General features: G+C 54.3%; 17 protein-coding genes. 7 read left to right on the top strand and 10 right to left on the bottom strand.

All coding sequences use genetic code 11. The annotated features are described in order from the left end of the window. The first annotated feature begins 1 nt into the window (after window position 1). On the top strand, window positions 2-2,449 hold the full coding sequence (gene glgP / locus FDX24_RS08285; RefSeq protein ID WP_048213566.1) for a glycogen phosphorylase: 2,448 nt from the start codon (window positions 2-4) through the stop codon (window positions 2,447-2,449). 90 nt (window positions 2,450-2,539) lie between these two features. Here glgP and glpD read toward each other — a convergent pair whose 3' ends face one another. Then, window positions 2,540-4,048 carry a glycerol-3-phosphate dehydrogenase gene (gene glpD, locus FDX24_RS08280; protein ID WP_137364121.1) on the bottom strand — a complete coding sequence of 503 codons (1,509 nt, stop codon included), beginning with the start codon at window positions 4,046-4,048 and terminating at the stop codon, window positions 2,540-2,542. A 197-nt stretch (window positions 4,049-4,245) separates the two neighbouring features. Between glpD and glpE the strand changes: the two genes are divergently transcribed. From glpE to FDX24_RS08265, 3 genes are all read left to right on the top strand, one after another. Beyond that, the gene (glpE, locus tag FDX24_RS08275) at window positions 4,246-4,572 is read left to right on the top strand and encodes a thiosulfate sulfurtransferase GlpE (protein ID WP_061068742.1); all 327 of its coding nucleotides are present in this window, start codon (window positions 4,246-4,248) and stop codon (window positions 4,570-4,572) included. Between the two features lie 75 nt (window positions 4,573-4,647). Beyond that, window positions 4,648-5,478, top strand: coding sequence for a rhomboid family intramembrane serine protease GlpG (gene glpG, locus FDX24_RS08270; RefSeq protein ID WP_048213800.1), 831 nt, complete (start codon window positions 4,648-4,650; stop codon window positions 5,476-5,478). Window positions 5,479-5,493: 15 nt separating this feature from the next. Next, window positions 5,494-6,252 carry a DeoR/GlpR family transcriptional regulator gene (locus FDX24_RS08265; protein ID WP_003023499.1) on the top strand — a complete coding sequence of 253 codons (759 nt, stop codon included), beginning with the start codon at window positions 5,494-5,496 and terminating at the stop codon, window positions 6,250-6,252. 41 nt (window positions 6,253-6,293) lie between these two features. Here FDX24_RS08265 and malT read toward each other — a convergent pair whose 3' ends face one another. Beyond that, on the bottom strand, window positions 6,294-8,999 hold the full coding sequence (gene malT, locus FDX24_RS08260) for an HTH-type transcriptional regulator MalT (RefSeq protein ID WP_048213563.1): 2,706 nt from the start codon (window positions 8,997-8,999) through the stop codon (window positions 6,294-6,296). A gap of 628 nt (window positions 9,000-9,627) precedes the next feature. Here malT and malP point away from each other — a divergent pair. Beyond that, window positions 9,628-12,021: a maltodextrin phosphorylase gene (malP, locus tag FDX24_RS08255; RefSeq protein WP_137364120.1), complete on the top strand. Its 2,394-nt coding sequence runs from the start codon at window positions 9,628-9,630 to the stop codon at window positions 12,019-12,021. A gap of 9 nt (window positions 12,022-12,030) precedes the next feature. Continuing rightward, window positions 12,031-14,118 (top strand): 4-alpha-glucanotransferase, encoded by a 2,088-nt coding sequence (gene malQ, locus FDX24_RS08250; RefSeq protein ID WP_137364119.1) that lies wholly within the window; start codon window positions 12,031-12,033, stop codon window positions 14,116-14,118. A 45-nt stretch (window positions 14,119-14,163) separates the two neighbouring features. Here malQ and gntT read toward each other — a convergent pair whose 3' ends face one another. The 3 genes from gntT to gntX form a co-directional block, all read right to left on the bottom strand. Further along, window positions 14,164-15,480 (bottom strand): gluconate transporter, encoded by a 1,317-nt coding sequence (gntT, locus tag FDX24_RS08245; protein ID WP_032950402.1) that lies wholly within the window; start codon window positions 15,478-15,480, stop codon window positions 14,164-14,166. A gap of 368 nt (window positions 15,481-15,848) precedes the next feature. After that, window positions 15,849-16,424 (bottom strand): Fe-S biogenesis protein NfuA, encoded by a 576-nt coding sequence (gene nfuA / locus FDX24_RS08240; RefSeq protein WP_003023509.1) that lies wholly within the window; start codon window positions 16,422-16,424, stop codon window positions 15,849-15,851. A gap of 58 nt (window positions 16,425-16,482) precedes the next feature. After that, the gene (gene gntX / locus FDX24_RS08235) at window positions 16,483-17,166 is read right to left on the bottom strand and encodes a DNA utilization protein GntX (protein WP_137364118.1); all 684 of its coding nucleotides are present in this window, start codon (window positions 17,164-17,166) and stop codon (window positions 16,483-16,485) included. Between the two features lie 37 nt (window positions 17,167-17,203). On the opposite strand from gntX, the gene bioH reads away from it, so the two are divergent. Then, window positions 17,204-17,974, top strand: coding sequence for a pimeloyl-ACP methyl ester esterase BioH (bioH, locus tag FDX24_RS08230; protein WP_137364117.1), 771 nt, complete (start codon window positions 17,204-17,206; stop codon window positions 17,972-17,974). Window positions 17,975-18,017: 43 nt separating this feature from the next. On the opposite strand, the gene FDX24_RS08225 is transcribed toward bioH, so the two are convergent. From FDX24_RS08225 to FDX24_RS08205, 5 genes are all read right to left on the bottom strand, one after another. Continuing rightward, window positions 18,018-18,980 (bottom strand): Rpn family recombination-promoting nuclease/putative transposase, encoded by a 963-nt coding sequence (locus FDX24_RS08225; protein ID WP_101742600.1) that lies wholly within the window; start codon window positions 18,978-18,980, stop codon window positions 18,018-18,020. Window positions 18,981-19,174: 194 nt separating this feature from the next. Further along, window positions 19,175-19,411 (bottom strand): [Fe-S]-dependent transcriptional repressor FeoC, encoded by a 237-nt coding sequence (feoC, locus tag FDX24_RS08220; protein WP_137364116.1) that lies wholly within the window; start codon window positions 19,409-19,411, stop codon window positions 19,175-19,177. Between the two features lie 11 nt (window positions 19,412-19,422). After that, window positions 19,423-21,741 carry a Fe(2+) transporter permease subunit FeoB gene (feoB, locus tag FDX24_RS08215; protein ID WP_137364115.1) on the bottom strand — a complete coding sequence of 773 codons (2,319 nt, stop codon included), beginning with the start codon at window positions 21,739-21,741 and terminating at the stop codon, window positions 19,423-19,425. Between the two features lie 18 nt (window positions 21,742-21,759). After that, window positions 21,760-21,987 (bottom strand): ferrous iron transporter A, encoded by a 228-nt coding sequence (feoA, locus tag FDX24_RS08210; protein WP_003023519.1) that lies wholly within the window; start codon window positions 21,985-21,987, stop codon window positions 21,760-21,762. 374 nt (window positions 21,988-22,361) lie between these two features. Further along, window positions 22,362-24,695: a Tex family protein gene (locus tag FDX24_RS08205; RefSeq protein WP_137364114.1), complete on the bottom strand. Its 2,334-nt coding sequence runs from the start codon at window positions 24,693-24,695 to the stop codon at window positions 22,362-22,364. Window positions 24,696-24,717: the final 22 nt, after the last annotated feature.

The following is a 24,717-nucleotide window of genomic DNA, read 5'->3' as shown; positions in this document are numbered from 1 at the left end:
TATGAATGCTCCATTTACTTATGCATCGCCCACACTCAGCGTAGAGGCACTTAAGCATTCTATCGCCTACAAGCTGATGTTCACGATTGGTAAGGACCCGGTCATTGCCAATAAACATGAGTGGCTGAACGCCACATTGTTCGCGGTGCGCGATCGTCTCGTGGAGCGCTGGCTGCGTTCTAATCGTGCGCAATTATCCCAGGAAACTCGACAGGTCTATTACCTGTCTATGGAGTTCCTGATTGGCCGCACGCTTTCCAATGCACTGTTATCGTTGGGGATTTATGACGATGTCAAAAATGCGCTGGAAGGCATGGGGCTGGATCTTGAAGATCTGATCGACGAAGAAAACGACCCGGGTCTTGGCAACGGTGGCCTCGGGCGCCTGGCGGCCTGCTTCCTGGACTCACTGGCAACGCTGGGACTGCCGGGACGTGGCTACGGTATTCGCTATGACTACGGCATGTTCAAGCAAAACATTGTTGATGGCCGACAGAAAGAGTCGCCGGACTACTGGCTGGAATACGGTAACCCATGGGAGTTCAAACGCCACAATACGCGCTACAAAGTGCGTTTTGGCGGGCGTATTCAGCAGGAAGGCAAGAAAACGCGCTGGATAGAAACTGAAGAGATCCTCGCGGTTGCCTACGACCAGATTATCCCCGGTTACGACACTGATGCCACCAACACGCTGCGCCTGTGGAATGCGCAGGCCAGTAGCGAAATCAACCTTGGTAAATTCAATCAGGGCGATTACTTTGCGGCGGTGGAAGATAAAAACCACTCCGAGAACGTTTCCCGCGTGCTGTATCCGGATGACTCCACCTATTCGGGACGCGAGCTGCGCTTGCGTCAGGAGTATTTCCTGGTCTCCGCCACGGTGCAGGATATCCTGAGTCGTCATTACCAACTACACAAAACCTACGACAACCTGGCGGACAAAATTGCTATTCACCTCAATGACACCCATCCGGTGCTGTCGATCCCTGAGCTGATGCGTCTGCTGATTGATGAGCACAAGTTTAGCTGGGACGATGCCTTTGAGGTGTGCTGTCAGGTCTTCTCGTATACCAACCATACGCTGATGAGCGAGGCGCTGGAAACCTGGCCGGTGGATATGCTGGGTAAAATTCTGCCGCGCCACCTGCAAATTATCTTTGAGATTAACGATTACTTCCTGAAAACGCTGCAGGAGCAGTATCCGAGCGATACGGGTCTGTTGGGGCGGACGTCGATCATCGATGAATCCAACGGCCGCCGGGTGCGTATGGCATGGCTGGCGGTGGTGGTGAGCCACAAGGTTAACGGCGTGTCGGAACTGCACTCCAACCTGATGGTACAGTCGCTGTTTGCTGACTTTGCGAAGATCTTCCCGACCCGTTTTTGCAACGTTACCAACGGCGTGACGCCGCGTCGCTGGCTGGCGCTGGCGAATCCGGCGCTTTCCAATGTGCTGGATGAGAACATTGGCCGTACCTGGCGCACCGATCTCAGTCAGCTCAGCGAACTGGAACAACACTGCGATTACCCGCTGGTAAATCAGGCGGTGCGTCATGCGAAGCTGGAGAACAAAAAGCGACTGGCGACGCTCATCGCGCAGCAGTTGAATGTGGTGGTGAATCCGAAATCGCTGTTTGATGTGCAGATCAAGCGTATTCACGAGTACAAACGTCAGCTGATGAACGTGCTGCATGTGATCACCCGCTACAACCGCATTAAGGCCGATCCTGACGCCGAGTGGGTGCCGCGTGTGAATATCTTCGCCGGTAAAGCGGCTTCGGCCTATTACATGGCGAAGCACATCATTCACCTGATTAACGATGTCGCGAAAGTGATCAACAACGATCCACAGATTGGCGACAAGCTGAAGGTGGTGTTTATTCCTAACTACAGCGTCAGCCTGGCGCAGGTGATTATTCCTGCCGCCGACCTGTCTGAGCAGATTTCACTGGCCGGGACCGAAGCCTCCGGGACCAGTAACATGAAATTTGCGCTGAATGGCGCGTTGACCATCGGTACGCTGGATGGTGCCAACGTCGAGATGCTGGAACATGTGGGCGCAGAAAATATCTTTATCTTTGGTAATACGGCGGAAGAAGTGGAGGCGCTGCGTAGTCAGGGTTACAAGCCGCGTGAGTATTACGAGAAAGATGAAGAGCTGCATCAGGTGCTGACGCAGATCGGCAGTGGCGTATTCAGCCCTGAGGAGCCGGGACGCTACCGTGACCTGGTGGACTCATTGATTAACTTTGGCGACCACTATCAGGTGCTGGCGGATTATCGCAGCTACGTTGATTGCCAGGATAAGGTTGATGAACTGTATCGTCATCCGGAAGAGTGGACCACCAAGTCGATGATTAATATCGCCAACATGGGCTACTTCTCGTCGGACAGGACGATCAAAGAGTACGCCGAAAACATCTGGCATATTGATTCGGTGCGGTTGTAAAACACGAGGCCGGGGGCGCTTCGCTTGCCCGGCCTACGTTTATGCACTTTTGTAGGCCGGATAAGGCGTCGCCGCCATCCGGCATTTTTATCAGGACGCCAGCGACAGTTGGCGCTTCTCAATGTACTCCGCCAGCCACTGGGTCATGCGCGACTGCTGTTCTGCATTCAGCCACATCCCTTCTTTCGTACGGCGCCACAGCGCATCGTCCGCACGACGAACCCATTCGTGGTCGACCAGATACTTCAGTTCGGCCTCATAGAACTCGTGGCCGAAGTCTTCACCTAACTCGGCAAGCGAGGTGGCTTCGCCGATAATCCATTCGGTGTTGCTGCCGTAGGTGCGAGAATAATGGCGCGCCAGCGACTCGGTCAGGAACGGGTAGCGACGGCGCAGTTTGGCCGCGTAGTCTTCGCGATCGCCGCCAATGTCACCGCCTGGCAGAATGCACTCTTTCGTCCACGCCGGACCAATGCCCTGATAGTACGATGCCAGTTTTTCCATCGCGTGCTCAGCCAGCTTACGATAGGTCGTCAGCTTACCGCCAAAGACCGACAGCAGCGGCGCTTTGCCGTTTTCATCATGGATATCCAGCGTGTAATCACGGGTGATAGCCTGCGGCGAGTCGGACTCGTCGTCGCACAGCGGGCGCACGCCTGAGTAAGTCCAGACGATATCATCACGGCCCAGCTGTTTCTTAAAGTGCGCGTTGTAGACCTTCAGCAGGTAATTGATTTCACTCTCATCAATTTTCACCGCTTTTGGGTCGCCTTTGTATTCGACGTCGGTCGTCCCGATGATCGAGAATTCGTCCATCCATGGGATGACAAACACAATACGTTTATCTTCGTTTTGCAGGATGTAAGCCTGTTTCTGGGTATGGACGCGCGGCACCACGATGTGGCTGCCTTTAATCAGGCGAATACCGTACGGCGATGGCAGGTGCATGCCGTCGTCGAAGAACTCTTTCACCCACGGGCCGGTAGCGTTGACCAGACCGCGCGCCTGCCAGGTGTGCTTTTTGCCAGTATCGATATCTTCGGCTTCCACAATCCACAAACCGTTTTCACGGCGAGCGGAGGTGGCGCGCGTGCGGGTTAACACTTCTCCGCCTTTGCGTACGACCATTTGGGCATTTGCCAAAACCAGTCGTGCATCGTCTACCCAGCAGTCAGAATATTCGAAACCGCGCACAATCTCAGGTTTCATTACGGAATCTGCGCCAAAACGCAAACCGGTAGAACCTGGCAAACTGGTGCGTTTGCCCAGATGATCGTACATAAACAGACCAATACGGATCATCCACGCCGGACGCAGATGCGGGCGATGGGGCAGACGAAAGCGCATTGGGAAGGCGATATGCGGTGCCATTTTCAACAGCACTTCACGTTCGGCCAGCGCTTCGCTCACCAGACGAAATTCGTAGTGTTCCAGGTAGCGCAGGCCACCGTGGATGAGTTTGGAGCTGGCGGAGGAGGTCGCGCAGGCTAAATCCTGTGCTTCCAGCATCAGCACGGATAATCCGCGTCCAGCGGCATCTGCCGCGATACCGGCACCGTTGATGCCTCCACCTATCACAATCAGATCTTTGGTTTCCATGCTGGCCTCTCGCACTTTCGTTATAGCTCATTAATGTTCGTTATCGAGCATAATAGCAAAGAATCGCGCCATTGGTAACATCGGATAAACAATTTACAGTGATACATATAACATTATGGTGTTTAACTGCCGTCGGGACGTACACTAAGAAGTAACATGTTCGAAAAGCGTCACCTGCAAATAAAGAAGAGAGAGCAATGGATCAGTTTGAATGTATTAATGTCGAAGAAGCGCATCAGAAGCTGCATCAGGGAGCTGTGGTGTTAGTGGATATCCGCGATCCGCAAAGCTATGCGATGGGTCACGCCCCGCAGGCGTTTCATCTGACGAACGACACGCTGGGGTCATTTATGCGTGAGCATGATTTCGACACCACCGTGTTGGTGATGTGTTATCACGGCAACAGCAGTAAAGGCGCGGCGCAATATCTTCTGCAGCAGGGCTATGACGCGGTTTACAGCGTTGACGGCGGCTTCGATGCCTGGCATCGACATTTTCCGGCAGAAGTGGCATACGGTTCGTAAGCTAACAAAGATGCAGCCTGAAACGGGCAGGATATATATACTGTCCTCTTTTGTGTGGATGAAGCGACAGCAACCATGTTGATGATTACCTCTTTTGCTAACCCCCGCGTGGCGCAGGCATTTGTTGATTATATGGCGACACAGGGCGTTATCCTGACGATTCAACAACATCAGCAAACGGATGTCTGGTTGGCGGATGAGTCCCAGGCTGAGCGCGTGCATGCTGAACTGGCGCGATTTCTGGAGAACCCGGGCGATCCGCGCTATCTGGCGGCAAGCTGGCAGTCAGGGCAGACCGACAGCGGTTTGCGCTATCAACGCTATCCGTTTCTTGCCACGTTGCGCGAACGTGCGGGTCCGGTGACCTGGGCGGTGATGGCCGCGTGTGTGCTGGTGTTTATCGCAATGAATGTGATGGGTGACCAGGCGGTTATGCTCTGGCTGGCATGGCCGTTTGATCCTACGCTGAAATTTGAATTCTGGCGTTATTTCACCCACGCGTTTATGCACTTCTCACTGATGCACATTCTGTTCAACCTGTTGTGGTGGTGGTATCTCGGCGGCGCGGTTGAAAAACGACTCGGCAGCGGAAAACTAATCGTCATTACCGTAATTAGCGCGCTGTTGAGCGGCTATGTGCAGCAGAAATTTAGCGGCCCGTGGTTCGGTGGACTTTCCGGCGTAGTGTATGCCCTGATGGGCTACGTGTGGTTGCGCGGTGAGCGCGATCCGCAAAGCGGCATTTTCCTGCAGCGTGGTTTGATTATCTTTGCGTTGATGTGGATTGTTGCCGGCTGGTTTGATTTGTTCGGCATGTCGATGGCGAACGGCGCGCATATCGCCGGGCTGGCCGTCGGTCTGGCAATGGCATTTGCTGATACTATTCATGTGCGAAAACGAACGTAATTTCAGGGAACCATAATGAAGCAAACACAACGACATGACGCGATCATCGAACTGGTAAAAAAACAGGGATACGTCAGCACCGAGGAGCTGGTGGAGCATTTCTCCGTCAGCCCACAGACGATTCGCCGCGATCTCAACGATCTGGCCGATCAGAACATGATTTTGCGCCATCACGGCGGCGCGGCGCTGCCCTCCAGCTCGGTCAACACGCCGTGGCATGACCGTAAAGCGACGCAGACGGCGGAAAAAGAGCGCATTGCCCGCAAAGTCGCCACGCAGATCCCGAACGGCTCCACGCTGTTTATTGATATCGGCACCACGCCGGAAGCGGTCGCTCATGCGCTGCTTAATCACAGCAACCTGCGCATTGTGACCAACAACCTCAATGTGGCGAATACGCTGATGGCAAAAGAGGATTTCCGCATTATTCTGGCCGGTGGCGAACTGCGTAGCCGTGACGGCGGTATTATGGGCGAAGCGACCCTCGACTTTATTTCACAGTTCCGTCTGGACTTTGGCATCTTAGGGATAAGCGGTATCGACAGCGATGGTTCGCTGCTGGAATTTGATTATCACGAAGTTCGCACCAAACGCGCCATTATTGAGAATTCACGTCATGTGATGCTGGTGGTGGATCATTCGAAGTTTGGGCGTAATGCGATGGTGAACATGGGCAGTATCAGCATGGTGGATGCAGTATATACCGACACGCTACCGCCTGCTGGCGTGATGCAGGTCATTGCTGACCATCATATCCAGTTAGAGTTGTGCTAAGCGGGTTCCAGGCCTGATACGCATAGCGCATCAGGCGTTAACTAAACGCCATACCCCATCATCTTCAGCAGTTTCTGCGCATGTTGCACCGCATCCTGGCGGTGCGCCACGCCGAGCTTTTGGTACAAATTGCGGATGTGCGTCTTAATGGTCGTCGCGGCAACAGCCAGCTCACCGGCAATCTGCTCGTTGCTGTAGCCAGAATAAATCAGACCGAGAACCTGCCATTCACGCTGGGTCAGCGGGCTGGTACGGATCAGCTCCGGGACGTCCGGGTGGGTGAGCAGGCGTTCAACGAATCCTTCATCAAAGTGGGCGAATTTGTGGCGGTGATGCTGGTTAATCTCGCGCAAAATACGCTGCGCACGATGCTGTTCAAGTTCCGGTAATGTGTTGAGCTGAATCAGCTGGCGTAACTGCTGCGCCATGGCCTCGCCTTCGATCACAAAGTGGCTGATGAACCCGGTGCGGTTCGCCAGTTGCAGGGCGTCGAGCAACACCCGCTGTGCGTCATTTTTGCGCCCCGCCTGCCAGTACAACTGATTAAGCAGCAGCAGGTTACGGTTCAGATCGCTCATCAGGCGCAGATTGCGCGCATTTTCATTCAACTCTTCCAGCACAATCTCAGCCGGTTCAAACTCGCCCAGCAGGATCTGCGCACGGGCGATGTTGCGCCATTGTCCTTGCAGGAAGTGGTTATTGGCGAATTCCGGTTTCGGCGTGTGGCGCAGCCAGTTGGCGGCTGAATTTTTGTCGCCGACCATTTGCCAGTAAATCACCCGGACTTTATCAGCGTTGGAGATCCAGTCGCTGTGATAGTGGCCATTACCCAGCAGGTTTTCCAGACGGTTGAGCAGGCTACGGGCGTTGTCCAGATCGCCACGCGCCAGCGAACACTGAACCTGCAGCGCCAGACACTGTAGCTGCTGCTGCGGCTGGAAGGTGGAAAGTAGTTCAATACCCGAGCGGGCAGACGCTTCCGCTTCGTCCAGGCGCGCCCATGCCCACAGGAGCTGCGCACGAATGCGCACCAGGAACTCGTGCATCGGCAGCTGTTCGAGGTGCTGCTCTTTGATCAGCTGGAACGCTTTTTCCTGGATTTCCCAGGCGGCCTGCAAAAAGCCCTGGGCAAACAAGATTTCACTTTGCTGAATAAGACTCCACAGGGCGTAATGCCAGACGTCATGATGGCGCGCCATTTGTTCGGTTTGCTGCATCAACGCCAGAGAACGCGTGAGGTCGCCCTTACAGTGCAGAACTTCGCCGTGTACCGAGGTGGCGACAATTCGGCTATAGAACCAGGCGATGGGTAATTCATCCAGCGCCAGTTTCGCCAGACGCTCGGCTTCATCAGGATTTCCGTCGTTAATCGCGACCTGCGCTCGCAGGGCGTTAAATTCAGCATGTAGCGTCTGTTCCATATCGCCTTTCATTTCCTGCTCAGCGCGCGCCAGCAGGGTATTCACCTCGCCGTAGCGATGCTGGCTTTGCATCAGCCAGGCTTGCAGCAGAACCAGACGCGGATTTTCCAGCAGGCTTTCCCACGGCAGAGCTTTCAATGACTCTTCAAGTAATGCCAGTTCGCTGTGGTTAAACAGCCCCCACGCATGATTGAGCAGAATGTCGCGCAGCATATGGGCGTCGCCTGCCGCCAGCGCGTGGTGGATGGCTTCGGTCGGAAAACCTTGCGCCATCCAGCTTTCAGCGGCGGCGCGGTGTATTTCGGGAAGTTCGGTAGCTAACTCCCACTGGCAACGCTGGCGTAAAAAGCTGCCAAATAGCGGGTGATAGCTAAACCATTCGCCGACATCATCCATCCGCTGCAGGAATAATCCCTGGCGCTCAATTTCCTCCAGCCGCATTTGGCCGTTTTCTTCGCCCGTGACCCGAACAATCAGCGCATCGTTCATCGAGCGCAGGATGGCGCTTTTTAGCAGGAAATGGCGGGTTCCGATATCGACGCTGTCCAGGACTTCATCGACCAGATAATCGGATAAATGGCTGGCGTTGATACCGGCCAGACGTCGTGCCGACTGGTGGGCGGAATGGTTGTTCTGACGGGCAGATAAGGCGATCAGCTGTAACGCCGTGGCCCAGCCTGCAACGTCATCGCACATGCGGCTACTTTCCGCAGCCTCAATCGGGGAGGACAGGCGACGGTCAAAGAATTGTTTGGCTTCCTGGTGGTTAAACGCCAACTGCTGACTGCCGATTTCCAGCAGTTGATCGCGTACGCGCAGGTTGGCAATGCCCAGTTGCGGTAGGTTTCGCGACAGCACGACTAATGTCAGATTCTCCGGCTGATGGCGCAGGAAAAAACGCATCGCTTCGTGGATGGCTGGATTGGAGATCAGATGATAATCATCCACGACCAGATAGAGTGGACGATGCCACTCTGCCAGTTCAATGAACAACTGGGCAAACAGTGAAGTCAGGCTGGCATACTGGCGTTTTTGCACCATGGCTTCGCTGGTGGTGCAGTGCCCACCGGTCGCCTGTTGGATTGCCGCAATCAAATAGCTGGCGAAGCGCTCTTGCTGGTTATCGCCTTCATCCAGGGAATACCAGCCTAATTCGTTCTTCCCCGCCGCCCATTGTGAAACAAGCGTTGTTTTTCCATAACCAGCAGGACTTGTTATCAGGGCAAGCCTGAAATTGTTCGCGCCGGAAAGTTTAGCCAACAGGCGCTCACGAACCACCGTATGGTCGAGTCGAACCGGACGACTTAATTTAGACGGAATCAACATAAGTTAGTCACTTCACTGTGTGAATATGGGGGAAAACGATTTTTTTTGCGCTTCGTAATTAATAGATATAAGGTCGGCCAGAACGGGATTTATTGCAAGCTAAGCGGACTTTTTGTGTGTCTGATTTTGCACTATGTCACAAATCTATACATCTATTGCAATAATTGTTTTAAAGAGTCGCAACAGGCATGGTGACTGGATCCAGCGTTATTTTTACGGGGCGGAATAACTCCTCTTCTTTTATATGGTTACTGTGGTGATGAATAAAAGTCGATGAATTTTGTGCTCGACTTAAAACTTTCATGTGAAATATCTTAAGCAGAATGTGTATTTCAGGTTAGAAACTATTTCTCCGTTTACATATTTTTTCTAAATGTCATCTTCCTGTTTGATATTGTCTGGATAATCTCATTTTGATTAATGCGAAAACCGCGATGCATTTCAGGGGTATGCGCAGAGCCTGCGTATTTATCAGCCATAATACCCCTCGTAAAGTGGCGGCGATCACATTTTAACGCTCATCCCCGCTCCTCCTCCCTACCTAATCCCTGGCAGGATGAGGAAGGTCAACAACGAGCCTGGCAAACTAGCGATAACGTTGTTTATTACCTAAGGACCTGGAATCCCTATGTCACAGCCTACTTTCAACAAAGATCAATTTCAGGCTGCCCTGACGCGTCAGTGGCAGCGCTTCGGTTTATCGTCGGCTCACGAAATGACGTCGCGCCAGTGGTGGCAGGCCGTGAGTGGGGCGTTGGCTGAGTTACTCAGCGCCCAGCCTGCGGTGAAACCGGCAAAAAATCAGCGCCATGTTAACTATATCTCAATGGAGTTTTTGATTGGCCGTCTGACGGGGAACAACTTGCTCAACCTGGGCTGGTATCAGGCGGTGAGCGACGAGCTGAAAGCACACGACATCAACCTGACCGACTTGCTGGAAGAAGAAACCGATCCGGCGTTGGGGAACGGGGGGCTGGGCCGTCTGGCTGCGTGTTTCCTCGACTCGATGGCAACGGTTGGCCAGTCGGCGACGGGCTATGGCCTCAACTATCAGTACGGCTTATTCCGTCAGTCATTTGCTGATGGGCAACAGATGGAAGCTCCGGATGACTGGCATCGCGGCAGCTACCCGTGGTTCCGCCACAATGAAGCACTGGATGTGCAAGTCGGCATTGGCGGCAAGGTCAGCAAACAAGGCCACTGGGAGCCGGGATTCATCATCACCGGTCAGGCCTGGGATCTACCGGTTCTCGGCTACCGCAACGGCGTGGCGCAGCCGCTGCGTTTGTGGCAGGCCAGCCATGCGCATCCGTTTAACCTGACCAAATTTAACGACGGTGATTTCCTGCGTGCCGAGCAGCAGGGTATCGACGCTGAAAAACTGACCAAAGTGCTGTACCCGAACGACAACCACACGGCGGGTAAAAAGCTGCGCCTGATGCAGCAGTACTTCCAGTGCGCCTGCTCCGTAGCCGATATTCTGCGCCGCCATCATCTGGCGGGACGTAAACTGCACGAACTGGCCGACTACGAAGTTATTCAACTGAACGACACCCACCCGACTATTGCGATCCCTGAACTGCTGCGCGTGCTGATCGATGAGCACCAGATGAGCTGGGACGATGCATGGACGATCACCAGCAAGACGTTTGCGTATACCAACCACACTTTGATGCCAGAGGCGCTGGAGTGCTGGGATGAGAAGCTGGTGAAAGCGCTATTACCGCGCCATATGCAAATCATCAAAGAGATTAACGAGCGCTTTAAGACATTGGTCGATAAAACCTGGCCGGGTGATGCTGAAGTCTGGGCGAAGCTGGCTGTGGTGCACAACAAACAGGTGCGCATGGCTAACATGTGCGTGGTCAGCGGCTTTGCGGTTAACGGTGTGGCGGCGCTGCACTCCGATCTGGTGGTGAAAGATCTGTTCCCGGAATATCACCAACTGTGGCCGAACAAATTCCACAACGTCACCAATGGGATTACCCCACGTCGCTGGATTAAGCAGTGCAACCCGGCGCTGGCTGCGCTGCTGGATAAATCGCTGAAAAAAGAGTGGGCTAACGACCTCGACCAGTTGATTAACCTGGAAAAATACGCCGACGACGCGAAGTTCCGTCAGCAGTATCGTGACATCAAGCTGGAGAACAAAGCGCGTCTGGTGAAGTTTATTAAAGCGCGAACCGGTATTGAGATAACGACTAACGCGATTTTTGATATTCAGATTAAACGTCTGCATGAGTACAAGCGTCAGCACCTGAACCTGCTGCATATTCTGGCGTTGTACAAAGAAATCCGTGAGAACCCGCAGGCCGATCGCGTGCCGCGCGTATTCCTGTTTGGGGCGAAAGCGGCTCCGGGTTACTACCTGGCGAAAAATATCATCTTCGCCATTAACAAGGTGGCGGAAACCATCAATAACGACCCGAAAGTTGGCGATAAGTTGAAGATCGTGTTCCTGCCGGATTACTGTGTCTCAGCGGCGGAAATGCTGATCCCGGCGGCGGATATCTCTGAGCAGATCTCAACCGCAGGGAAAGAGGCTTCCGGCACCGGCAACATGAAGCTGGCGCTGAATGGCGCCTTAACTGTCGGTACGCTGGATGGCGCAAACGTCGAAATCGCCGAAAAAGTGGGCGACGAGAATATCTTTATCTTTGGTCATACCGTGGAAGAGGTGAAGGCGCTCAAGGCCAAAGGTTACGATCCGGTGAAATGGCGTAAGAAAGACAAAGTGCTGGATGCGGTCCTGAAAGAGCTGGAAAGCGGGAAATACAGCGACGGCGACAAGCATGCCTTTGACCAGATGCTGCACAGTATCGGCAAGCAGGGCGGCGACCCGTATCTGGTGATGGCGGACTTCGCGGCCTACGTTGAAGCTCAGAAGCAGGTTGACGTGTTGTATCGTGACCAGGAAGCCTGGACCCGGGCGGCGATTCTGAATACCGCACGTTGCGGCATGTTCAGCTCGGATCGCTCCATCCGCGATTATCAGGCCCGTATCTGGCAGGCGAAACGTTAAGGAATCGCGATGGAAAGCAAACGTCTGGATAATGCCGCGCTGGCGGCGGGGATCAGCCCCAATTACATTAACGCTCACGGCAAACCGCAGTCTATTGGCGCCGAAACCAAGCGGCGTTTGCTTGAAGCCATGCATCGCACCACCGCCGCCACGCAGGTGGCGGTGACGCCAGTGCCGAATGTCATGGTTTATACCGCCGGTAAGAAAATGTCGCTGGCGGTTGAGGGAAGCGGAGAGTTTAGCTGGCTGCTGACCACTGAAGATGGCGTACAGCACAAAGGGCATGCCATCGGCGGCAAATCTTTTCACCTTCCGACGAAACTGTCGGAGGGCTATCACTCGCTGACATTGACGCAGGGCGAGCTGCGCACCCACTGTCGTGTCATCGTGGCGCCAAAGCGCTGCTATGAACCGCAGGCGCTGCTGGAGGGGCAAAAACTGTGGGGCGCATGCGTTCAGCTCTACACCCTGCGTTCAGAGAAAAACTGGGGGATTGGCGACTTTGGCGATCTCCGCGCCATGCTGGTAGATGTGGCGCAACGCGGCGGCGCGTTTATCGGGCTTAATCCTATTCACGCGCTGTATCCGGCGAACCCGGAAAGCGCCAGCCCGTACAGCCCGTCATCACGTCGCTGGTTGAACGTCATATATATCGACGTCAACGCAGTGGAAGATTTTCATCTGAGCAAAGAGGCGCAAAGCTGGTGGCAGAAACCCGCGACTCAGCAAACCCTGCAACGTGCGCGGGATGCCGAGTGGGTTGATTATTCTGCTGTTACCGCACTGAAGATGACCGCGCTGCGCATGGCGTGGAAAAATTTCTCTGCACGTGACGATGAGCAGATGGCGGCATTTCGCCAGTTTGTGGCTCAGGAAGGAGATAGCCTGTACTGGCAGGCAGCCTTTGACGCGTTGCATGCGCATCAGGTGCAAGAGGATGCGTTGCGCTGGGGATGGCCGGTGTGGCCGGAAGCTTTTCAGTCGGTAGATTCGCCGGAGGTCAAACAGTTCTGCGCAGAGCATCGTGATGAGGTGGATTTCTACCTGTGGCTGCAGTGGCTGGCGTATACCCAGTTTGCTGACTGCTGGAAAACCAGCCAGAGTTTTGCGATGCCGATTGGACTGTATCGCGACCTGGCGGTTGGTGTGGCAGAAGGTGGGTCAGAGACCTGGTGTGACCGTGAACTGTATTGTCTGAAAGCCTCAGTTGGCGCGCCGCCGGATATTCTTGGGCCGCTTGGGCAAAACTGGGGGCTGCCGCCGATGGATCCGCACATCATCACGTCACGGGCCTACGAACCCTTTATCGAACTGCTGCGCGCCAATATGCAGAACTGCGGCGCGCTGCGTATCGACCATGTTATGTCGATGCTGCGTCTGTGGTGGATCCCCTACGGTGAAACTGCCGATCACGGCGCTTACGTGCACTATCCGGTCGATGACCTGCTTTCAATTCTGGCGCTGGAGAGTAAACGTCATCACTGCATGGTAATTGGTGAGGATCTGGGTACCGTTCCCGTGGAGATCGTCAGCAAGCTGCGCGACAGCGGCGTGTACTCCTACAAAGTGCTTTATTTCGAGAATGACCATGAGAAAAACTTCCGTGCGCCGAAAGCGTACCCGGAACAATCAATGGCAGTCGCGGCGACGCATGACCTTCCTACGCTTAAAGGTTATTGGGATAGCGGCGATTTGACGCTGGGTAAGGCGCTGGGCCTGTACCCGGATGAAGTCGTGCTGCGGGGGTTGTATCAGGACCGGGAGCTGGCGAAACAGGGGCTGCTGGACGCGCTGCACAAATACGGCTGCCTGCCAAAACGTGCTGGTCACAAGGCATCCCTGATGTCGATGACGCCGATTCTTAATCGCGGCATGCAACGCTACATCGCTGACAGCAACAGCGCGTTGCTGGGCCTGCAACCGGAAGACTGGCTGGATATGGCTGAACCGGTCAACATTCCGGGGACCAGCGACCAGTACAAAAACTGGCGGCGTAAGCTCACCGCCACGCTGGAGCAGATGTTTGCAGATGAGGGCGTGAACAAGCTGATTAAGGATTTGGATAAGCGGCGAAAAGCAGCGGCGAAGAAGAAGTAAAGAAATTAAGCCGGGTAGGCGCTAGCGCCACCCGGCTTTTTTACATCAGATTGCCATATTTAACAGCAGGCACCCTACCAGGCCGCATACTGAAATAATGGTTTCCAGCATTGACCATGACTTGATGGTTTCACCGATAGTCAGGTTGAAGTACTCCTTGAACAGCCAGAAGCCTGGATCGTTCACGTGGGAGAAAATGACGGAACCAGAACCGACTGCAATAACCATTAGCTCAGGGCTTACGCCGGTCGTTGCAATCAGTGGTGCCACAATCCCGCCAGCGGTGATTGCCGCAACAGTTGCAGAACCCAGTGCGATACGCAGTACTGCAGCGATAGACCATGCCATCAGCAGTGGAGACACGTTAGAGCCGTGCATCATTGAAGCGATGTATTTGTCGACGCCGCTATCAACCAGGACCTGTTTGAAGGCACCGCCACCACCGATAATCAACAGCATCATCGCGATGATTTTGATTGAGGACACCAGCGTGTCGTTAATCTGATCCATCGAACGTCCACGGTTCAGACCAAACGTGAACATCGCAATCAGCACCGCGATAAGCGTTGCCATAACCGGGTCACCGAGGAATTCTGCAACCGTCAGGAAAGCATGTCCTTTCGGCAGGATCATCTCTGCCACGGCGCGCATTGCCATCAGAATAACCGGGACCAGAGAGGTCCAGACGCTGACGCCAAAGCCAGGCATCTCTTCTTCAGTGAAGGTTTTCGCGCTGTACAGACCTTCCGGGATCGGCTTATCGATACCTTTCAGGAAACGTGCGTAAACAGGACCGGCGAGAATAACGGTCGGGATTGCCAGAATCGTACCAAACAGCAGGGTTTTACCCATATCTGCATGGAAAATAGTGGCGATAGCAGTCGGACCCGGGTGCGGCGGCAGGAAGCCGTGCGTTACGGACAGCGCGGCAGCCATCGGCACGCCAACGTACAGCAGCGGGATGTTGGCAGCAGCGGCAATGGTGAACACCAGCGGCAGCATCAGTACGAAACCAACTTCGTAGAACAGGGCAAAACCAACGGTGAAGCCGGTTAATACCACCGCCCACTGAATATGTTTTTTGCCGAATTTAGCAATCAGGGTGGTTGCGATGCGCTGTGCGCCGCCGCAGTCCGCCAGCATTTTGCCCAGCATGGCGCCAAAACCCATAATCAGGGCGAGGCTGCCAAGGGTTCCGCCGACACCGGCTTTAATCGAACCAATGACTTTATCCAGTGGCATCCCTTGCATCAATCCGACAGCAAGCGCCACCAGGACGAGAGCGATGAAACCGTTCATTTTGAAACGGATCATCAGGAGGAGTAACAAGATTACACCGATAGCAACGATGACTAATGGCATGATTTACCTGGCCTTTACTTTGTTATGGGTAACGTCAGTGTTTAGATGACAAATTCCGATTGTCCCGACCGGGAACAGCGTATTTACAGCACCAATGCTGATTGCCCGTAAAACTAATCAGTTTCGCTGGCTGTTATGTGCGTCTTGGGTGCTGATACGAATGATACGGGTAACATACTGCGCTTGAGAATCACCTGGACAGGCAAAATTTAAATTATGAGAGGCTGGTCAAATTATGAGGGGGATTGTTGCAGGGTACATGCAGAGAAATGTAAGGACGTAGGCCGGATAAAGCGTTTACGCTGCCATCCGGCATCAATGTCCGATGGCGACGCGGATGCGTCTTACCGGGCCTACAAGTCTGGTCGCTAGTAGTAAGAGTGCTCGCCACGCTGGTGTTCGGTTAAATCGCGAACGCCTTTCAGTTCCGGGAATTCAGCCAGCAGCTGCTTCTCGATACCTTCTTTCAGCGTCACATCGACCATTGAACAACCGTTACAGCCGCCGCCAAACTGCAGAATGGCGTAGCCTTCATCGGTGATTTCCATCAGAGAGACGCGACCACCGTGGCCTGCCAGCTGCGGGTTGATCTGCGATTGCAGCATGTACTCCACGCGTTCCATCAGCGGTGCATCATCGGCAACTTTACGCATTTTGGCGTTTGGCGCTTTCAGGGTCAGCTGGGAGCCTAACTGGTCGGTAACGAAATCGATTTCTGCATCTTCCAGATACGGTGCGCTCAGTTCATCAACATATGCGGTCAGCAGGTCAAATTTAATGGCGGTGTCGGTTGCTTCCACGGCGTCCGGCGGACAATAAGAAACGCCGCATTCAGCGTTAGGCGTGCCGGGATTAATCACAAATACGCGGATTTGTGTCCCTTCTTCCTGATTTGCCAGCAGTTTGGCAAAGTGCGCTTGTGCAGCATCGGAAATATGGATCATAGTAATGGCCTAATAGTTGACTATTTTACTTGGTTATAATACGCCCATCATCGAGGCTCTACAAGGTTCGACACAGGCACCATACCTGGACAGTCGCCGCGCCGTTGCGTAAAAGCAGCTGCGCGATTTCCGCGACGGTACTTCCGGTAGTGACGACATCATCCACAATAACCATATGGAGTCCCTGCACCGGCAATTCAAGGCGAAAGGCGTTTTTCAGGTTACGTTTACGCAATCGGGCGCTGAGATGGTGCTGCGTGGCGGTTGCCCGAACCCGCGATATGGTCCGGCTGTCCCAGTCGCAGCCCAGCCAGCGCGCCAGTGGGCGACACAGTAATTCGCTCTGATTAAACCCCCTGCGCCAGTGCCGTCGCTGCCAGAGCGGTACGCTGATGAGCCTGTCTGGCAGAGGAAGACCGCTGACGCGCCGTGCCTGCAATACCTCCAGCAACAGCAGACGTGCCAGCGCAGGGGCTATTTCGCTGTACCGTGAAAATTTAAGCTGGTGGATAAGCCCGCTTACTGGCGGAACATAATCGCTGACTGAAACCAGGCGCTGCCACGGCGGTGGTTTTTGTAGGCAACGACCACAGGGAAGCGAGGTGTAAATGGCCGGTAGCCCGCACTGTGGGCACAGGCTGTCATGCTGGCGTACTACCCGTGTGCAGACAGAGCAAATTCCCCAATGCCCCAACCTCAGCGGCATTCGGCATAGCCAGCATAATCCTGGTACTGTTAGCATAGAGACATCCTTGTTAGCTAAAAGAGAACAGTAACTGATGAATGACATCTGGTGGCAGACCCAGGGTTCGGGAAATTGCCATCTTGTGCTGCTGCACGGATGGGGACTGAATGCAGAGGTGTGGCATTGCATAAGCGAGGAACTGAGCTCGCATTTCACGCTGCATCTTGTCGACTTACCGGGATTTGGCCGCAGCCAGGGTTTCGGCGCGATGTCGCTGGAAGAGATGGCTGAGCGAGTATTAAAACAGGCACCGGAGAAAGCCATTTGGCTCGGCTGGAGCCTGGGCGGGCTGGTTGCAAGCCAGGTGGCGTTAACCCATCCTGAGCGTGTTCAGGCGCTGGTGACCGTGGCCTCTTCCCCTTGCTTTAGCGCGCGCGAGGAGTGGCCAGGCATCAAGCCAGAAGTGCTGGCAGGCTTCCAGCAGCAGCTGAGCGAAGATTTCCAGCGTACAGTGGAGCGTTTTCTGGCATTGCAAACGATGGGTACGGAAACCGCGCGTCAGGATGCGCGAGCGTTGAAGAAAACGGTGCTGGCTTTACCCATGCCGGACGTCGAGGTGCTTAATGGCGGGCTGGAGATCCTGAAAACGGTCGATTTGCGTGAGTCGCTGCGTTCGGTGGAAATGCCATTCCTGCGGTTGTACGGCTATCTTGACGGGCTGGTTCCGCGCAAAGTCGTCCCGATGTTGGATGCCCTCTGGCCGCAGAGCGAGTCGTTGGTGTTTGCTAAGGCGGCGCATGCGCCGTTTATCTCGCATCCGGCGGAGTTCTGCTCAGCGCTGGTGGCGTTAAAACAGCGGCTATAAATCCGCTGTTTTGCCCGGTAGAATCATGCTGCCGGGCTGGGGATTAATGGCTGCACGTAGCCAGATCCTCAGCAGTCAGGCCGGTGATTCTGCAGATAGTCAGCGGGTCTATGCCATCAACCTGCATGGTTGTTGCAATGCGCAGAGCTTCCTCACGTTTGCCTTGTTGCAAACCCTCTCGTAACCCCTCTTGTAATCCCTCTCGTAACCCTTTCCTGTGACCTTCCTGAAGACCATTAAGGTGCCCTTCCTGACGTAATCTTTCGGCAATAGTCATCAACTTTTCCTTGTGTTGAGGTAAACGTTCGGCGACCTGGTGAATAAATTCGCTAAAACGCGCGGTGTCCCCGGCCTGCATCAGGTAATTAAACAGGGCTTTCAACTGGTTGTCATTAGCGTGTCCTTTAACAAGCAGGATGGCGAGTTTTTCTACTAACCCCATCAAATCGCGTTTACGTATATGTTTTTGGATGAGCTCCAGCAGCGCCATCCGGCGGTGCTGCATAATCTCGTCATCGGGTACAACGGTGATATCGATCAGTGGAAACGCGGTGCTATAAAGTTGTCTGGCGGACTCCGGGTCATCAAACTCGTCCAGCCAACAAAGTGAATAGGGATATGGGCTGACGGTACCATGATAAAAAAGTAGGGGGATCACCAACGGTAGTTGCTTATGGCCCGCGTCCAGATGCCTCTGCATTACGGCAATGGCATAGCGCATGAGGCGAAATGCCATATGAGCATCCGCGGTACTCTGATGTTCAATGATGGTGTAAATGTAGCCATCACCTTCACGAGTTTTCAGCGACCACAACACGTCTGAATAGTACGCGCGCAAATCATCTTCAATAAAGCTGCCCGATTCCAGTTGTAGTGTGTTCAGATCGCAAAGTGCACGCAAAGAGTCGGGTAGATGAAGTTGCAGAAAATCGCGGGCGGTCGCTGGGTGGTTCAAAAACGTTTTGAAAATCGCGTCATGCGGCGTAGCTGTCGTGTCAGTATTCATGGCGATCCGTCACCTGGGAAATAAGATGACGAGACTCTACTTGCTCGATCGACAGTAATCATCCACGAGTTGATAGTTCTGCGCGGAAGGCTGAGGGATAGATCTGTTTTGCTGAAACAGTGAAATCGTTGTGGGAGCCGTTACGCAAAAAGCCGAATATCAGCATAAACGCTGAATCCGGCAGGAGCGGCACACTAGCGTAAAGCCCACCATTCGCGCAGGCAGGCTTTACCTTCCGGGCAACTTTTGCAGCTTCCGGAAAGACACCCGTCGGCATCTTCCTGAATCCGCACCACTTTGCCCATCTTTTCTAACTGATTCAGCATGGCGTCAATCATCGGCTGCGGGGTGTGCAGCGTGTGGCTAATTTGTGTTGCCTCCATGCGCCCCCGCAAAGCCAATAAATCACGAACCTGAATAAGCGATGCCATTGTCGATAACCTTAGTGGCAATCGCCAGTGGTGCTGGAGCAGCAGGAACTTGCTGTTCTGTTGGTCGCCAGCAGTGCGAGGTCCACGCGGCTACGTGCTCGACGCAGCAGGCCCAGTAACACGATGTTAAACAGGATGACCGCTAAAATGCACACCAGGCTGTAGGTCGGGTGCTCTTTGTAGCTGACCGTCTGATAAAACAGCGTTGACATTGAATAAGCGATATTCAGCCCCCACAAAACCGAGAAGCCCATCCAGCCACGGCTGGATTCACGTGCGATAGCGCCCATCACTGAAATGCACGGTACATATAGCAGAACAAAGATCAGGTAGCTGTACGCGGCGGCGGCGCTGCCAAATTTCTCACCCATCACGCCCATTGCGCCCGTCGCCATTTCTCCGTCGCCCTTGCTGGCTTCGATAGGGTTGGCCAGTACGCTCAGGCTGAAGGTGTCTTTCAGGCTTTGCCAGGTTTCATCCACCGCACCGAGCAGCTCGTCGCCAAGGTGGAAATCTGCCGGATTGAACTCTTCTTCCTGAATGTTTTCTGCGGTATAGAGCGTGTTCAGTGTACCAACTACCACTTCTTTCGCCATCGCGCCGGTGAACAAACCTACGGTTGCCTGCCAGTTATCTTCGTGAACGCCAATCGGTTTAAACACTGGAGTAATAACACGGCTAACGGAGGCCAGCGCAGAGTCGTTGATGTTATCGACGATTTTCCCGCTCAGCGAGAAGCTGTTAAACGCGCTGAGGAAAATGCTGACGATGATGATGACTTTACCCGCACGCAGAACAAAGCCTTTCAGGCGTTGCCAGGTCTGAATAATCAGACTCTTGATGTGCGGCACGTGGTATACCGGCAGCTCCATCACGAACGGCGTTGCTTCACCACGCATGATGGTGTGTTTGAGCATCAGGCCGGTCAACACCGCCATCACGATACCCAGTACGTACAGCGAGAAGACCGCCAGTGCACCGTTCTGACCAAAGAACGCCGCGGCAAAGACGGCGAAAATCGCCAGACGTGCGCCGCAGGACATAAACGGCGCCATCATGATGGTCATCAGACGCTCACGCGGGGCGTCCAGCGTACGTGCGCCCATCACGGACGGTACGTTACAGCCAAAGCCGACGATCAGCGGGACAAACGATTTGCCCGGCAGTCCCAGCGCCTGCATCAGACGGTCCATCACAAATGCGGCGCGCGCCATGTAGCCGGAGTCTTCAAGGAAGGAGAGGAACAGGTACATCATGCCGATTTGCGGTACCAGCGGTAGCACGGTGTTAATCCCGCCGCCAAGGCCCTGGGCCAGGAAGATGGTTAGCCAGTCCGGGAAGTGCAGCGTGTAGCCAATCCACTGAATACCATGGATAAAGAGTGCTACGGAGCCGACGTCAAACAACGGTTGCAGCGCGCCGCCGATGTTAATGGCGAGCAGGAACATCAGGTACATCACGAACAGGAAAATCGGCAGTCCGAGGAAGCGGTTAAGGACGATTTTATCTACCGCGGTGGTGAAACGGCTCGGTTCTGCCGTCAGAGTATTGCTGACGGTATCGCAGATAGCGGCAATGCACTGATAGCGCGCATCGGCGATGTGCAGCGCCGGATCGTCCATAGTCTCGCTCAGGCGTGCGATGGAAGCATCGAGATTTTGCGCGGCATCACCCGCATAGGCGCGGCTGTAGATATCGCCTTCCAGCATCTGCAGACCCAGCCAGCGGCGCTGTTTCAGTGGCATGTCTTTGGCCATCGCGTCGGCGAGGGAATCCGCTTCCTGCAACAGCGGCTGGGCATAATGGACCAGCTCGACGGTGTCGTTTTCTTTGTAGCGGTCGATCGCCAGTTTCAGCGCTTCAATGCCGCGGGCGCGGGTGGAAACCAGCGGAACCACCGGGCAGCCAAGACGTGCTGAGAGGGCGTCGATATCGATACGGATTTGCTGCTTTTCTGCGATATCCAGCATATTCAACGCGACGATGCAGGGGATGCCCAACTCAAGCAGTTGCAACGTCAGGTAGAGGTTGCGTTCAAGGTTTGAAGCATCGACCACGTTGATCAACAGATCTGCGTCGCCGCTCAAAATATAGTGACAGGCAATTTGCTCATCGAGAGAGGTCTGGGATGAGATTGTCGTCAGAGAATAGGTGCCGGGTAAATCTACCAGCGTGACCTGATGGTCCGTTGTGGCGAAATGACCTTCTTTACGCTCAACGGTAACGCCAGCCCAGTTACCTACACGCTGGCGCGCGCCGGTGAGCTGGTTGAATAAGGTTGTCTTGCCGGAATTAGGATTACCAATTAAACCAATGGTTAGTTTTTTCATTTTTATAGACTCACTGTATTAACAGGAAACCGCTTCCACTTCTAATAACGCCAGATCTTTCTTACGCAATACCAGGCTTACGCGACGCGTTTCGATATGGATAGGATCGCCGAGCGGGGCGACGCGTACCACGTTGAAGGAGGAGCCGGGCAGCATGCCAAGTGACAACAGTTTCTGACGATAAGCTGGGCTGATTTCACGGGCAAAGCCGGTAATTTTCCACGCACTGTCAGGAGTGAATTGCATAGGGACCTACTTATATCTCGCTAACTGGATGATTACCTCATGGGGCGACAGGGCGGCATGAGACCAGATGATTAGCCAACGTAAGGAAAGAGTAAATAATCAACAAAACAATGATAATGAGAATGGTTTCTATCATCAATAGAATAAATGTGACGGAATGTAGAATTGAACAATAATTTGAGCCAATTTTGATATTTCTCAACATTTATTCCGCTTTGGAATGAATGTTTCTGCAGTGTCATTATTGACTTTCTTAATGTTTAATTAAGGTTTTATTTGTTAATGAGGTGATAAATATAAGGGGCGGAGAGAAGATAATATATTAAATATGCCGGACAGGGTGTTTACACCGCCATCCGGCACATGATCCAAACTTAGCGTTTTTTACCCATTGCCGCCGCCAGCGCATCCATCATGGCGCTGTTGCCCGCATGCTGAGTGTCACGACCGCGAGGTTTCGCGGCTTTAGGGGCCGGGCGATTGCCCTGAGCGCGATCGTTGTTCCCGCCGCCGCGACGCGCATTGGTTTCACCCGGCTGCTCGTCCAGGCGCATGGTCAGCGCGATACGCTTGCGTTGCAGGTCAACTTCCAGCACTTTCACCTTCACGATGTCGCCCGCTTTCACCACGGTGTGTGGATCGTCGACGAACTTATTCGACAATGAAGAGATATGCACCAGTCCATCCTGATGAACGCCGATATCCACAAACGCGCCGAAGTTGGTGACGTTGGTGACCGCCCCTTCCAGGATCATCCCCGGCAGCAGATCGTTCATGGTTTCTACACCATCGGCAAACTGTGCGGTTTTAAATTCAGGACGCGGGTCGCGGCCCGGTTTTTCCAGCTCTTTGATGATGTCGGTGACGGTCGGCACCCCGAAACGTTCATCGGTGAAATCGGCAGCTTTCAGATTGCGCAGTTCGTCGCTGTTGCCCATCAGGTCACGCAGCGATTGCTCGGTGGCGGCCAGAATGCGTTCCACGATCGGGTAGGCTTCCGGGTGAACGGTGGAGGCATCCAGTGGGTTATCGCCATGGTTGATGCGCAGGAAGCCCGCGCACTGTTCAAAGGCTTTTGGCCCCAGACGGCTGACTTTCAGCAGTTGCTGACGGTTCTGGAACTGACCGTTCTCATCGCGCCAGGCGACGATGTTTTGCGCCATCATGCGCGTCAGGCCGGCCACGCGGGTCAACAGCGGAACGGAGGCGGTATTGAGATCGACGCCGACGGCGTTTACGCAGTCTTCCACCACCGCATCCAGCTTACGCGCCAGCTGCGTCTGGCTAACGTCGTGCTGATACTGGCCCACGCCGATCGATTTCGGATCGATTTTCACCAGCTCAGCCAGCGGGTCCTGCAGACGACGGGCGATAGACACCGCGCCACGCAATGAAACGTCGAGATCCGGGAATTCCTGCGCCGCCAGCTCGGAAGCAGAGTAAACTGATGCCCCGGCTTCGCTGACGATCACTTTCTGTGCGGTGACTTTCGGGAACTGTTTCTGCACGTCGAGGAAGAAACGTTCGGTTTCACGCGACGCCGTACCATTACCAATCGCCACCAGTTCAACGTTGTATTTTTCACACAGCGCCGCTACAGCAACGGCGGCTTTGGCGGCCTGACCGGTGTGTGGATAAATGGTGTCGGTCGCGACCAGCTTGCCGGTGCCGTCAACAACCGCCACCTTCACGCCGGTACGCAGACCGGGATCGAGGCCCATGGTGGCACGCAGACCCGCAGGCGCGGCCATCAGCAGATCGTGCAGGTTACGGGCGAAGACGTTAATCGCTTCATCTTCGGCACGTTCACGCACGGTGCCCATCAGCTCGGTTTCGAGGTGCATCAGCACCTTAATTCGCCATGTCCAACTGACCACGCCTTTACGCCAACTGTCGGCAGGGGCGTTGTTCAGGCGCAGTCCCAGGTGGTTCTGGATAATCTGTTCGCCGTGGCTCTCTTTTGGCGGCTCATCGAATTGCGGATCGGCATTCAGCGAAAGCTGAAGCACGCCTTCGTTACGGCCACGGAACATGGCCAGCGCACGGTGAGACGGCACGGTAGAGATCGGTTCGTGGTGATCGAAGTAGTCGCGGAACTTCGCGCCTTCCTCTTCTTTACCGCTTACCACGGTGGAGACCAGGTGGGCGTTTTTCCACAGGTAATCACGCACTTTCGCCAGCAGGGCGGCGTCTTCTGCGAAGCGCTCCATCAGAATGTAGCGTGCGCCGTCGAGTGCGGCTTTGGTATCCGTCACGCCGTTGTCGGCGTTGAGGTATTTAGCGGCTTCCGTTTCCGGGTCGTGAGACGGTTCGTTCCACAACAGGTCTGCCAGCGGCTCCAGTCCGGCCTCAATGGCGATTTGCCCACGGGTACGGCGTTTAGGTTTGTACGGCAGATAGAGATCTTCGAGTTCGGTCTTACTTAACGTGCCGTTGATCGCTTTCGCCAGATCGTCGGTCAGTTTGCCTTGCTCGCCGATAGATTTCAGGATTGCCTGACGGCGGTCTTCCAGTTCACGCAGATATCCCAGACGGGTTTCCAGATTACGCAGTTGCGTATCATCCAGACCGCCGGTGATTTCCTTACGATAACGTGCGATAAACGGCACGGTGTTCCCTTCGTCAAGCAAGCGAACGGCAGCTTCTACCTGTTCAGCACGAGCCTGAATTTCACCTGCGATAATGCGGCAGAAAGAATCATTCATCATGGATAGCTTCGTCTATAGGATA

The sequence above is a fragment of the Citrobacter sp. wls716 genome (genome assembly GCF_005280975.1).
Taxonomy (GTDB): domain Bacteria; phylum Pseudomonadota; class Gammaproteobacteria; order Enterobacterales; family Enterobacteriaceae; genus Citrobacter; species Citrobacter youngae.
This window is presented reverse-complemented; position numbering and strand designations above follow the sequence as displayed.

Excerpts from the sequence above, each read along its gene's own strand:
- glgP (WP_048213566.1), top strand. The coding sequence starts at position 2 with ATGAATGCTCCATTTACTTATGCATCGCCCACACTCAGCGTAGAGGCA.
- glpD (WP_137364121.1), bottom strand. The coding sequence starts at position 4,048 with ATGGAAACCAAAGATCTGATTGTGATAGGTGGAGGCATCAACGGTGCC.
- glpE (WP_061068742.1), top strand. The coding sequence starts at position 4,246 with ATGGATCAGTTTGAATGTATTAATGTCGAAGAAGCGCATCAGAAGCTG.
- glpG (WP_048213800.1), top strand. The coding sequence starts at position 4,648 with ATGTTGATGATTACCTCTTTTGCTAACCCCCGCGTGGCGCAGGCATTT.
- FDX24_RS08265 (WP_003023499.1), top strand. The coding sequence starts at position 5,494 with ATGAAGCAAACACAACGACATGACGCGATCATCGAACTGGTAAAAAAA.
- malT (WP_048213563.1), bottom strand. The coding sequence starts at position 8,999 with ATGTTGATTCCGTCTAAATTAAGTCGTCCGGTTCGACTCGACCATACG.
- malP (WP_137364120.1), top strand. The coding sequence starts at position 9,628 with ATGTCACAGCCTACTTTCAACAAAGATCAATTTCAGGCTGCCCTGACG.
- malQ (WP_137364119.1), top strand. The coding sequence starts at position 12,031 with ATGGAAAGCAAACGTCTGGATAATGCCGCGCTGGCGGCGGGGATCAGC.
- gntT (WP_032950402.1), bottom strand. The coding sequence starts at position 15,480 with ATGCCATTAGTCATCGTTGCTATCGGTGTAATCTTGTTACTCCTCCTG.
- nfuA (WP_003023509.1), bottom strand. The coding sequence starts at position 16,424 with ATGATCCATATTTCCGATGCTGCACAAGCGCACTTTGCCAAACTGCTG.
- gntX (WP_137364118.1), bottom strand. The coding sequence starts at position 17,166 with ATGCTAACAGTACCAGGATTATGCTGGCTATGCCGAATGCCGCTGAGG.
- bioH (WP_137364117.1), top strand. The coding sequence starts at position 17,204 with ATGAATGACATCTGGTGGCAGACCCAGGGTTCGGGAAATTGCCATCTT.
- FDX24_RS08225 (WP_101742600.1), bottom strand. The coding sequence starts at position 18,980 with ATGAATACTGACACGACAGCTACGCCGCATGACGCGATTTTCAAAACG.
- feoC (WP_137364116.1), bottom strand. The coding sequence starts at position 19,411 with ATGGCATCGCTTATTCAGGTTCGTGATTTATTGGCTTTGCGGGGGCGC.
- feoB (WP_137364115.1), bottom strand. The coding sequence starts at position 21,741 with ATGAAAAAACTAACCATTGGTTTAATTGGTAATCCTAATTCCGGCAAG.
- feoA (WP_003023519.1), bottom strand. The coding sequence starts at position 21,987 with ATGCAATTCACTCCTGACAGTGCGTGGAAAATTACCGGCTTTGCCCGT.
- FDX24_RS08205 (WP_137364114.1), bottom strand. The coding sequence starts at position 24,695 with ATGATGAATGATTCTTTCTGCCGCATTATCGCAGGTGAAATTCAGGCT.